General features: G+C 32.7%; 8 protein-coding genes. 7 read left to right on the plus strand and 1 reads right to left on the minus strand.

What is annotated here, in order from left to right:
• Window positions 1-235 precede the first annotated feature (235 nt).
• A complete protein-coding gene (locus GXK57_RS11060; protein WP_243156406.1) occupies window positions 236-2,290 on the minus strand; it encodes a penicillin-binding transpeptidase domain-containing protein in 2,055 nt (684 codons plus the stop codon).
• Between the two features lie 383 nt (window positions 2,291-2,673).
• Here GXK57_RS11060 and GXK57_RS11065 point away from each other — a divergent pair, with 383 nt between their 5' ends.
• From GXK57_RS11065 to gpmI, 7 genes are all read left to right on the plus strand, one after another.
• Window positions 2,674-3,744 (plus strand): BMP family ABC transporter substrate-binding protein, encoded by a 1,071-nt coding sequence (locus GXK57_RS11065; protein ID WP_160675825.1) that lies wholly within the window; start codon window positions 2,674-2,676, stop codon window positions 3,742-3,744.
• A 249-nt stretch (window positions 3,745-3,993) separates the two neighbouring features.
• On the plus strand, window positions 3,994-5,361 hold the full coding sequence (rpoN, locus tag GXK57_RS11070) for an RNA polymerase factor sigma-54 (RefSeq protein ID WP_202127714.1): 1,368 nt from the start codon (window positions 3,994-3,996) through the stop codon (window positions 5,359-5,361).
• A 308-nt stretch (window positions 5,362-5,669) separates the two neighbouring features.
• Complete coding sequence (locus GXK57_RS11075) at window positions 5,670-6,704, plus strand: sugar-binding domain-containing protein (RefSeq protein ID WP_128215300.1); 1,035 nt, start codon at window positions 5,670-5,672, stop codon at window positions 6,702-6,704.
• 399 nt (window positions 6,705-7,103) lie between these two features.
• On the plus strand, window positions 7,104-8,117 hold the full coding sequence (gap, locus tag GXK57_RS11080) for a type I glyceraldehyde-3-phosphate dehydrogenase (protein WP_128215299.1): 1,014 nt from the start codon (window positions 7,104-7,106) through the stop codon (window positions 8,115-8,117).
• A 127-nt stretch (window positions 8,118-8,244) separates the two neighbouring features.
• Window positions 8,245-9,423, plus strand: coding sequence for a phosphoglycerate kinase (locus GXK57_RS11085; protein ID WP_160675831.1), 1,179 nt, complete (start codon window positions 8,245-8,247; stop codon window positions 9,421-9,423).
• A gap of 221 nt (window positions 9,424-9,644) precedes the next feature.
• Entirely contained in the window at window positions 9,645-10,391 is a 747-nt protein-coding gene (gene tpiA, locus GXK57_RS11090) for a triose-phosphate isomerase (RefSeq protein WP_128215297.1), read from the plus strand.
• A gap of 346 nt (window positions 10,392-10,737) precedes the next feature.
• Complete coding sequence (gpmI, locus tag GXK57_RS11095) at window positions 10,738-12,273, plus strand: 2,3-bisphosphoglycerate-independent phosphoglycerate mutase (RefSeq protein WP_160675834.1); 1,536 nt, start codon at window positions 10,738-10,740, stop codon at window positions 12,271-12,273.
• The last annotated feature ends 246 nt before the right edge of the window (window positions 12,274-12,519 follow it).

The following is a 12,519-nucleotide window of genomic DNA, read 5'->3' on the forward strand; positions in this document are numbered from 1 at the left end:
TCAGCTTTGCAGATGCTTTCCAGTTAAAGTCACAGCTTTTAGGATTAAATCTACCAACAGAAATATACTCAGTATTCCCATATATAATAACAATGATAGCTTTAGCAGGCTTTGTTGGTAAGACTCAAGCACCAGCAGCAGATGGTGTTCCTTACGAAAAGGGTCAAAGATAGGTTAGGTAGATGCGCAAAAAAAATTCTCTAAAGTATTTTCTTTAGAGAATTTTTTATTACATTTATTTAGAACCTATAGAGTAGCTCAAGATGTTTTTTACTTTTGGTACTAGATACTTTGTGCCACCGATGGATTTTGCATCTTCCATTATCATAGAAACTACTATTTTCGGATTATCCATATTCATTCCTACAAACCAAGAGTTTTCTTTGGCATTAGGGTCATCTTGGCTGGTTTTAAGCTCAGCAGTACCAGTTTTGCCGCCTATATTTGCCCCATCTATTTTAGCAAGGCTAGCTGTAGCTGAAGGGCTGTTTACAACAGCGATAAGATCATCCTTTAAAATAGAGGTATTCTCTTTTTTAATAGCGCCTTCCTTCCATACTTTTGGTTTATCCTTGTCGTTTAATTCTAAGATAGGAGTCATAATATTACCATCATTCACTACTGGACTGTATAAAAATGCGGCTTGTAGTGGAGTTATAAGTAGTTCACCTTGACCATAACCTGTATCAGCTAAAAGTTCTTCATTTTTTATAGTATTATTATTAGATATTTGATTTTTAGCCATAGGATATGAAAAAGGAAAATCTTCTCCAATACCGAAGGCTTTAGCACCTTCAACAAACTTATCGGTACCTATCTTTAAGGCTTGCTGTGCAAAGTAAATATTATGAGAGTATATTAGAGCGTCTCTTAAGTTTACAGGCTTTCCTGGATCAACCATAGTTGTTATCTTCTTGCCTCCCCAGGAACTATCCTTTTGCCAGCTTGTACCTTTTATGTCTAGGGTTTCATTTGGGTCAATTATTTTGTTATTAAGTCCTATGGATGCAGTAACAAGCTTAAATATTGATCCTGGTGCATAGGAGTTATTAAACCTACTATCTGACATGTCTTTCCATGAAGTGTCAAACTTACTCTTTATAGTATTTGTTTTATATGTGACAAATACATTAGGATCATAAGATGGTGAGCTTACAAGGGAAAGAACTTCTCCTGTTTTTGGATCTATTGCTGAAGAAGCGCCTTTTTGCCCGCTCATTTCAGTATAAATTTTTTGTTGAAGTGGTAAATCTATAGATAGCTTAATGTTTTCTCCAGATACAGGGTCTTTCTTTGCTATTACAACTTCTGTATCCTTATTTTCTACTTTCCTACTAATATAAAGTTTTAGTCCGTCCTGTCCTTTTAATCTTTTTTCAAAAATCTGTTCTAATCCTGCTTTTCCAATAGAACTAGAAATGCCATAACCATCTTTTTTGTTTTTTTCTAATTCTTCTGAAGTAATAGGGCCAACATAGCCAATTAGAGAGCCGATTGCTTCTCCACCGTTATAAACTCTTGAAGCTTTTTCGATATACTTTACTCCAGCAATGTCAGTAGCTTTTGAAAGTTTATCTTTTTCATCAAGAGATACATCTACAATTGGTACGAATTCATCTGGTTTTTTATCAGCGTCCTTAATCTTACTGTTTATAAAGTCCGTACTTAAGTCGAGAATAGAAGCAAGAGCTTGAACGCTGGCATCTTTGTTTGGAAGAAACTTCTTAGGGTGAATGCCAAGAGAAGCTACCTTGTCATTATAAGCCAATTTTACTTGTGATCTGTCTGATATTTCACCTCTTTGAGCAGCTAACCTTTGTATTTTTACTTTCTCACCTTTCTCCATCTGAGGAAATATGAGTTTTTCACTCCATTGTATTTTCCATAGGTTATCTTTATCCTTTTTGTCAGAAGATTTTACTAGTGGAAGATTGTAACTAGCGATGTCTAGTTTTCCAAAGCTGCTATCCATGGATAGGTTAAATGGAATGTTAAGTGAGTCCTTTTTTTCTTTGTCAGCACTAGGCAAATCTTTTGCAGTGGCAGTTATATTATTACTTTCCAGACTACTGTATATGTTATTGTATTTGTCAGTGAAGTCTTTTTCTGTTATGTAGGATTTGGATTTATCATCCAACATTTCATACATAGCTTTATAGTCTTTCTTACTAAGAGCAGTCTTGAATTTATTAAAGGCATCAGAGGGTTTTTCTTCCTTTGAGCAACCTATAATAAACATAGGAATCAGTAATACTAAAATTGGAATAAAGTATTTAAATTTTTTGTTCAATACTAATTACCTCCTTTGAAATTTGTTTTATGTATTTGTATTAATTTTAATAGAGTACAATATAGCATTTACTACATAGATACATATATTTAAATATAGGTAACGCGAAAAAAATATTTGATATGCATTATATATGATTTGAAATATTCTTTCATAATATTATACCATAAAATGGGTGGTGATTAATTAAATTACATAATAATTCAACTAATTTACTAGAATAATAAATTGATATTGTTATAAATTATATGTATATAGATAAAGCACTTCAAAATAAAATTGGACATAATAATACTAGGTTTTAATATACGACTTATTTGTAGTTCAAAGGCGAAGTTATTTATCTTAAGGCTAAATAAAGCATCTAGTTTGGAGGGGGAAATATGAAAAAAAAGATATTTAATTCTATTATAGTTATGATTGTAATATCTAGTATGCTAGCTGCCTGTAGTAGCAAGAAAGAAGCCTCATCCAAAGAAGGAAGTAGTAAGTCAAAAACAAAAATATCCTTAATAGTTGACGAGGCAGGTACAAAGGACAGATCATTCAATCAAGCTGTATATGAAGGTGTGGATAAGGCTGCGAAGCAGTTTGGTATTTCTACCACAACGTTAGAATCCAAAAGCAAGGATGATTTTCAAAAAAATATAGATTCTGCAGCTAAGGAAAGTGATTTAACTTTTGGTGTAGGATATTTGATGGTAGATGCTATTACTAGAGCTGCAAAAAATAAAAGTGATAAGAACTTTGTTATAATTGATGCTCTTGTTGATGTACCTAATGTGAAGTCAGTAACCTTTAATAATGAAGAAGGTGCGTTCCTAATGGGTATAATTGCAGGAAAGATGAGTAAGACAAATAAAGTTGGTTTTATAGGAGGAGCTGAAACACCTATATCTGAAAGTTTTGAGGTTGGGTTTGCTTGTGGAGTGAAAGCAGTGAATCCATCAGCTTTTGAAGCAATTATTAGTAAGAAGAATGTGAGATATGTGGGAACTTTCACCGATAAAGATAAAGCTTATTCTTTAGCAAAAGAACTTTATGATAGAGATTGTGATATTATATTTCATGCAGCAGGAACTGCAGGAGAGGGAGTTTTTAAGGCTGCAAAAGAAAGCAAGAAGTGGGCTATAGGAAATGATGTGGATCAAGGAGATCTTTATGAAAAATATACAGATGTTATTTTGTCCTCAATGGTTAAGAATTTAGATAAAGTTTCCTATCAGGCTTGTAAAGAAAGTATAGAAGGAAAGTTTAGAGGCGGAGAAAACAACGTAGTTAAGCTTGGGCTTTCTGGAGAAGGAATAGAGATAGCAAAGTCAACCTCCAATAATACTCCTAAGGATATAATAAGTCTTGCAGAAAAATATAAGAGTGAGATAGTTAGTGGTAAGTTTAAGGTGCCAACAAGAGTGGAGGAAGCAAGAGAATTTACTCCACCCAATATAGAGTAGAAGGTAAAACGGCAGGTTTATATTAAGTGGTTTGTTGATATGTTGCTTTAAGGAGATACTTAATATAGTATCTCCTTCATAACCACTTATTTTCAATAATATTATCAAACATAGCTAAAAAAATAGATGTAATATAAATTTATCTCGGTTCACCTTTTGTTCATACTTGTTATTTTTGTGATTTTACAATAAAATTAAATAATGAAGTTGTACATTTATATAATATAATGAAGAGGTATTTATATGGGGATGGAGTTATCATTTAAATTAACCCAAGAACAAAGACTGATTTTAACTCAAAAAATGCAGCTTTCAATAAAAATACTTCAAATGTCTAACGTAGATTTAGTTCAGTACATTGAAAAGGAGTATTCAGAAAATCCTGTTCTCGAAGCGGAGTATAACAATGATTACCAAGAAAAGACTGAGGTAAATGATAGAATAGATTATAAAGAAATAATAAAGTACTTGGAATTTGATAACTATGGTTCTCAGAATTCTTCTAGCTATGATGAAGAAGTATCACCATTTATGTTTATTTCATCAAAGAAATCTCTAAAGGATTATCTTCATGAACAAATACTGATCTTAAATATAGACGAATACTTGAAGAATATATGTGATTATATAGTAGAAAGCATAGATGGTAGAGGATATCTTGATATTAGTTTAGAATCATTAAGTAAAGAGATAAATATATCTTTAGATCTGGCAGAGGATGCTTTAGCTGTGGTGCAAAATCTTGAACCTGTTGGTATAGGAGCAAGAGATCTAAAAGAATGTCTTAAATTGCAGCTAATGAAAAAGGGCATGTTAGATGATATTTTGGATAGTATTGTAAACGAACACTTAGAGGATATAGCTGAAAATAAATACAATAATATCGCTAAGAAGTTTTCTATAAGTGTACAAGATGCTCAAAAATATGGAGATTTAATTAAAACCTTAGAGCCAAAGCCGTCAAGGGGCTTTTACACTGGAGATGAGGAAAGATTTATAATCCCAGATGCTGAGATAAGAAAGCTAAATGATGAATTTATCATAATAATGAATGAGAAGGTTTTGCCTAGCCTTACTATAAATCCTTTATATAAGGAAATTATATATCAAAGTAAAGATAAGGATGCTGAGAGCTACGTAAAAGAGAAAATAGATAGTGCTATGTTTTTGATTAAAAGCATTGAGCAAAGAAAGAGTACATTACATAAGGTTTTGGAGAGAATAGTTGAAAAGCAGAGAGACTATTTTGAAAAAGGTGAACAGTATATTAAACCTATGACCTTGAAGGAAATTGCTGAAGAGCTTGATATGCATGAGTCCACTATTAGCAGAGCTGTTAAAGAAAAATATATTTTAATAGCTAGAGGTACTGTGAAAATTAAGGATTTATTCACTACTGGTATACAAACAGAAGGAAATAATGAAGATTTAGCTGTTGTAAATATTAAAAAGGTTATTAAAGAACTTGTGGATGGTGAAGATAAAAAGAAACCACTTTCTGATCAAGTCATATGCGATGAACTAAATAATAGAGGAATGAATATTTCTAGAAGAACTGTAGCAAAATATAGAGAAGAAATAGGAATTAAATCCTCTAGCAAAAGAAAAAGATTTTAAATTAAAAATGAATATATTTATATTCAATAATATTAGTATAATTAAGGCATCACTAATGTATTAAGCAATTAATCTTTAATATTTATAGTGATGTCTTTGCCTTTTATATATACATTATTGTCTAATGCTTGAATTTTACCAAGTTCAATCCATATAATTATTTGAAAAAAATTAAGAGGATTTGTAGTAATATTTTTGGTAAATATTTTCTGAATCAACTTTAAAAACATAATAGCTTGGTTTATAATATTATTTGTGGGACATTAAAGTATTTAGTGGGACGTTAGGTGACCGAAGGAGTGTTTATCTTGCAAGAAATATTAAAACTACAAAAAATGATAGTGCCTGAACTAGTGGATTTACTAGAGAAAAGATATAGCATATTAAGGGCAATATACTATAACCAACCAATAGGAAGAAGAATATTAGCAAATATGTTAAGCTTAGGGGAAAGAGTAGTGAGAACAGAGATAAATTTTTTAAAGTCTCAAGGGCTCATAGAAATAAATACTCCAGGTATGACCGTAACGAAAGATGGAGAAGAGATATTAGAGAATTTAAAAGACTTTATCCATGAAATAAAAGGGCTGTCAGATGTAGAGGAATTTATAAGAAAATCCTTAGGTACTAAGAAGGTTATAGTTGTTCCAGGAGATATGGACACTGATCATACTATAATAAAAGAACTAGGAAAAGCAGCAGCTAACTATGCAAAATCCATAATAAAAAGTGATAATATAATTGCCATAACAGGAGGCAGTACAGTAAAAGAAGTAATAGACAACTTTCCTAAGATAAACAACACCCATAATATAATGGTTGTTCCGGCTAGGGGAGGAATGGGTAAAAAAGTTGAAACTCAGGCTAATACTCTTGCTGCAAGACTAGCTGAAAGACTAAATGGAAGCTATAAGATGCTTCATGTTCCAGAAAACTTGAGTGAAGAGATTTTAGAGACTCTTATTCAAGAAAGGGAAATTAAAGATGTTATAGATACTATACATAGGGCGGATATACTTATATATGGTATAGGCAGAGCTGATAAGATGGCTCTAAAAAGAGGATTATCACAAGAACAGTTTGATAGACTTAAGAGTTTAGGAGCTGTTGGAGAGGCTTTTGGATTTTATTTTAATAAAGAAGCTAAGATTGTAAGTGTAAATCAAACCCTTGGAATAAATATAAACGATGTAAATAAGATTTCCACTCATATTGCTGTAGCTGGGGGGAAAGATAAAGTAGAAGCAATACTTGCTACAGAGCTAAATAAAGAAAATGGTGTGCTTATAACTGATGAAGGTGCAGCAGAAAAAATAGTTGAAATAATAAAGAAAAGTGTATAATTTATTGGTTAAAGAAGAAATATAACTATAGGTTTTGTATTAGACTTAATTTAATTTTTTCATTAAATTAGTATTAGGTTTTATTACTTAATATTCCAAGTGAGGCGGCTTTAATAATTTTTTTACATTTTTTTTTAATTTGCTATTTAAAAATTCTATTAAGTATCTTATAATATGAATGTGGGACGTAAAAAACATAACTGGGACATAAAGCGACCATTAACTTTAGTTCTGTAGTTTATTTATTGTTCTATGCTAATATGAATTACAAATTTAAAATGTTTTAAACTTTAATTAGATAATAATTCAATAAGTTGAAACATCATTAATTTGTAAATAAATTTGTTATAAATATTTTAAATAATATTTTATATAAAAAGTTTTTAGGAGGTAGTTCAAATGGTAAAAATAGGTATCAATGGTTTTGGAAGAATAGGACGTCTTGCTTTTAGAGCAGCTCTTGACAACAAGAATGTAGAAGTTAAGGCAATAAACGATCCATTCATCGACTTAGATTACATGGTATACATGTTAACTTACGATTCAGTTCATGGAAAATTCGAAGGTGAAGTTTCAGTAGATAAGGCAAACAATGCCCTAGTAGTTAATGGACAAACTATAAAAGTATTTGCTGAAAAAGATCCTGCAAACATAGCTTGGGCTTCAGCTGGTGCTGAATACGTTGCTGAATGTACAGGTGTTTTCACAACTGTAGAAAAGGCTTCAGCTCACTTTAAAGGCGGCGCTAAGAAGGTTGCTATATCAGCTCCATCAGCAGACGCTCCAATGTTCGTTATGGGAGTTAACAATGACAAGTACACTAAGGATATGACTGTTGTATCAAATGCATCATGTACTACAAACTGTCTTGCTCCTTTAGCAAAGGTTATAAACGACAACTTTGGTTTAGTTGAAGGTTTAATGACTACAGTTCATTCAACTACAGCTACTCAAAAGACTGTTGATGGTCCTTCAAACAAGGATTGGAGAGGTGGAAGAGCTGCAGCTGCTAACATCATTCCTTCATCAACTGGTGCTGCTAAAGCAGTAGGTAAAGTTATACCTGAATTAAACGGAAAATTAACTGGTATGTCATTCAGAGTACCAACAATCGACGTTTCAGTTGTTGACTTAACTTGTAGATTAGAAAAAGCAGCTACTTATGAAGAAATAAAGGCAGCTGTTAAGAAGGCTTCAGAAAATGAATTAAAGGGTATTCTTGGATACACTGAAGATGCAGTTGTTTCAACTGACTTCATCCATGACAAGAGAACTTCTATATTCGATGCAGAAGCTGGTATATCATTAAACGGAAACTTCGTTAAGTTAGTTTCTTGGTATGACAACGAATGGGGTTATTCAAACAAGTTAATCGACTTAATGATCCATATGTCAGAAGTTGACGCTAAATAGTTTAAACTATTTAAACTGATATAGCTCTGTTAGATAACAGAATTTAAGTAATATTATATAGGTCTGGTTTTGTAGTTATGGCTATAAGGCCAGACCTTTTAAAATTTTAATTAAGAGGTGAAAATCCATGAGTTTCAATAAGAAGACAATTGAAGATGTTGAAGTAAAAGGTAAAAGAGTATTAGTAAGATGCGATTTTAACGTTCCACTAAAAGATGGCGTTATAACAGATGAAAATAGATTAGTTGGAGCACTTCCAACAATAAAATACCTAATAGCTAATAATGCAAAGGTTATACTTTGCTCACATTTAGGAAAAGATGCTTCTAAGTCTTTAGCTCCAGTTGCTAAGAGATTAAGCGAAATGCTAGACAAAGAAGTTGTTTTTGCTGCTGATCAAGAAGTAGTTGGAGAAAACGCTAAAAAAGCTGTAGCAGAAATGAAAGAAGGAGACGTTGTTCTTCTTGAAAACACAAGATGCAGAAAAGAAGAAAGCAAAAACGGAGAAGAATTATCAAAAGAATTAGCTAGTCTTTGTGATGTATATGTAAATGATGCTTTCGGAACTGCTCACAGAGCTCACTCATCAACAGAAGGAGTTACTAAGTTCGTTGATACAGCTGTATGTGGATACTTAATTCAAAAAGAATTAAAGTTCTTAGGAGAAGCTGTAAACAACCCAGTTAGACCTTTCGTTGCTATATTAGGTGGAGCAAAGGTTTCTGATAAGATAGCTGTTATAAACAACTTATTAGACAAGGTTGACACTATAATCATAGGTGGAGGAATGGCTTACACATTCTTAAAGGCTCAAGGATATGAAATAGGAAGCTCATTAGTAGAAGCTGATAGATTAGACTATGCTTTAGAAATGGTTGAAAAAGCTAAAGCTAAGAATGTTAAGTTCTTATTACCTGTAGACCACAGAGTAGCTGCTGAGTTCAAAGATGTTGAACCTAAGGTTACTGAAGATCAAAACATAGAAGCTGGATTTATGGGACTAGATATAGGACCAAAGACAGAAGCTTTATATGCTGAAGCTATAAAGGATGCTAAGACTGTAATATGGAACGGACCAATGGGAGTATTCGAATTCGAAAACTTCAACAAGGGAACAGTTGCAGTTGCTAAGGCTATGGCTGATGCAGATGCTACAACAGTAATAGGTGGAGGAGACTCAGCTGCTGCTGTTAATATACTAGGTTTCGGAGACAAGATGACTCACATCTCAACTGGTGGTGGAGCATCTCTTGAATTCTTAGAAGGAAAAGACCTTCCAGGAATAACAGCTTTAAACGATAAATAATAGACTTATCAGTGTGGGGGGCGGCTTTTGTCGCTCCTTATAAACTAATAAATCTATAATGTTAAAAATAAAAGAATTTAACAATATAACTTTTTATGTTTTTTACAATTTAAAAAGATAAGAAGTTAAGAATTTATAGATTCTATGCGGCTTGAGCTTAAACTTGTTAAGTTGAAATCAATGGACGTTATAGAAATTAAAAAAATTTTGAGGTGAAAGATATGAGAAAGCCAATAATAGCAGGAAACTGGAAAATGCATTACACTGTTGATGAAGCAGTTAAGTTTATAGAAGAATTAAAGACATTAGTAAAGGATGCTAGTAGCGAAGTTGTAGTTTGTCCAACATTCGTAGCTTTAGATGCTGTTAAAAAAGCAGTAGCAGGAACTAACATAAAGGTTGGAGCTCAAAACATGCACTGGGAAGAAAAAGGTGCTTTCACTGGAGAAATAGCTCCAGGAATGTTAGAAGCTTTAGCTATAGACTATGTTGTTATAGGACACAGCGAAAGAAGACAATACTTTGCTGAAACTGATGAAACAGTAAACAAGAAGTTAAAGGCTGCTTTTGCGCATAAGATAGTTCCAATACTATGTGTTGGTGAAAGCTTAGAAGAAAGAGAATCAGGAAAGACAGATGCAGTTATAGAAGCTCAAATAAAGGCTGATTTAGCTGGATTAACTAAAGAACAAGTAGAAGAGCTAGTTATAGCTTACGAACCAATCTGGGCTATAGGAACTGGTAAAACAGCTACTAAAGAACAAGCTAATGAAACAATAGCTGCTATAAGAAAGATGGTTGCTGCTTTATTTGGAGCAGAAGTTGCTGACAAGACAAGAATCCAATACGGTGGAAGCGTTAAGCCTTCAACTATAAAGGAACAAATGGAGCAATCAGATATAGATGGTGCTTTAGTTGGTGGAGCAAGTTTAATAGCAACTGACTTCGCAGCAATAGTTAACTATTAATATCTACCATGTTTAATTAGTGCTTTACAATTAAGATGTGTAGCAGCTTTGCAATGACACCTTAATTATAAGGTTAGTATTAAACTTTTAAGAAATAAACAATAGTGACAGGCAACTAATACCAATTGTTTGTTGCTATTGTTTTTTATTTTCTAGCATATTATAATTGAGTGTATAAATCTTATATATTTTATCGTACATAAGATTAAATTAAGGCTGTGTTAAAGTATTTGAATCTTAAATATTTAAATTTAAGGCAAGCTTATAACAATGCCTAAGTTAACTATTTATAGTATTTCATTAAGAGATTTCTCTTAAAATGTATTAATGAATAATGGAGGGTAATATGACTAAAAAGCCAGTAATGTTAATGATATTAGACGGATTTGGAATAGCTCCTAAGTCAGAAGGAAATGCTGTAGAAGCAGCTAACAAGCCAAACTTAGATAGATACTTTAATGAATATCCACATACAACTATTCAAGCAAGTGGAATGGATGTAGGTTTACCTACAGGACAGATGGGTAACTCAGAAGTAGGACACTTAAATATAGGTGCAGGAAGAATAATATATCAAGAGCTTACAAGAATAACTAAAGCTATAGAAGACGGAGATTTCTTCGATAATGCTGAGTTAAACCTAGCTGTTGATAATGCATTAAAGAATGATAGTGCATTACATTTATTAGGTCTTCTTTCTGATGGTGGAGTTCACTCACATATAGAACACTTAAAGGGATTATTAGCTTTAGCTAAGAAAAAAGGCTTAACTAAAGTTTATGTACACCCATTCATGGATGGAAGAGACGTTGCTCCTTCATCAGGTAAAGGCTTTGTAGAAGCTCTAGAAAGCTATATGAAAGAAATTGGCGTAGGTAAGATAGCTACAGTAAGCGGTAGATACTATGCAATGGATAGAGATAACAGATGGGAAAGAGTTCAATTAGCTTATGATGCAATAGTTAATGCTAAGGGCGAAACAGCTAACAGTGCAGTTGAATGTATGGAAAAGTCATACAGTGATAACAAAACTGATGAGTTCGTTTTACCTTGCGTTATATTAGAAGATGGACAGCCTACTGCAAATATCAAAAACGGAGATTCAGTAATATTCTTCAACTTCAGACCTGATAGAGCTAGAGAAATAACTAGAGCTATAAACGATAAGGAATTTGCTGGATTTGAAAGAGAGACTTTAGACCTTACTTATGTTACTATGACTCAATATGATAAGACAATTGAAGGTGTTCATGTAGCGTACAAGCCACAAACTATAACTAATACTTTAGGTCAATATGTTTCAGATAAAGGCTTAAACCAATTAAGAATAGCTGAAACTGAAAAGTATGCTCATGTAACTTTCTTCTTCAACGGTGGAGTTGAAGCTCCAAACAATGGCGAAGATAGAGCTCTTATACCTTCACCAAAGGTTGCAACTTATGATCTAAAGCCAGAAATGAGTGCTTATGAATTAACAGAAGAGCTTTTAGCTAGACTAGATTCTGACACTTATGATATGATAATACTTAACTTTGCTAACCCAGATATGGTTGGACATACTGGAATTCTTGAAGCAGCTAAGAAGGCTATAGAAGCTGTAGATGAATGTGCAGGTAAGGTAATAGAAAAAGTTCTTGAAAAGGACGGTACTGTATTTGTAACTGCTGACCACGGTAATGCAGAAATAATGATAGACCAAACAACTGGTGGACCAATGACTTCTCACACAACTGAACCAGTTCCATACCTATGGGTATCAAAGGATGCCAAGGTTAAAGAACTTAGAGAAGGTGGAAGACTTTCTGACATAGCTCCAACAATGCTTGAAGTTATGGGCTTAGAAGTTCCAGCTGAAATGACAGGAAAATCACTTATAAAGTAATCTATGGTTAAAATTAAAGCTAAAAGCTTCTCCATCTGGAGGAGCTTTTTCGTTTTTAAGAAATGTGCAAGTTTAACAATATATGAAATTAGCCCTTTGAAGTGGTTATACTATGTTTCTTACATTGTTATGTAAAAACAAAATAAAGTGCTTCATCCAAATCCTGAATAAATCAACTCCCCAATCCAAAGTATATTCTTAAAATTCTGAAGTTTTATTGTTATGCTTTAGTAAAGAATTAAAATA

This window comes from Clostridium sp. C8-1-8 (genome assembly GCF_009928445.1).
In the GTDB taxonomy this organism is placed as follows: Bacteria; Bacillota; Clostridia; order Clostridiales; family Clostridiaceae; genus Clostridium_AR.

Coding starts and splice junctions, on each gene's coding strand:
- GXK57_RS11065 (WP_160675825.1), top strand. CDS start 2,674: ATGAAAAAAAAGATATTTAATTCTATTATAGTTATGATTGTAATATCT.
- rpoN (WP_202127714.1), top strand. CDS start 3,994: ATGGAGTTATCATTTAAATTAACCCAAGAACAAAGACTGATTTTAACT.
- gap (WP_128215299.1), top strand. CDS start 7,104: ATGGTAAAAATAGGTATCAATGGTTTTGGAAGAATAGGACGTCTTGCT.
- GXK57_RS11085 (WP_160675831.1), top strand. CDS start 8,245: ATGAGTTTCAATAAGAAGACAATTGAAGATGTTGAAGTAAAAGGTAAA.
- tpiA (WP_128215297.1), top strand. CDS start 9,645: ATGAGAAAGCCAATAATAGCAGGAAACTGGAAAATGCATTACACTGTT.
- gpmI (WP_160675834.1), top strand. CDS start 10,738: ATGACTAAAAAGCCAGTAATGTTAATGATATTAGACGGATTTGGAATA.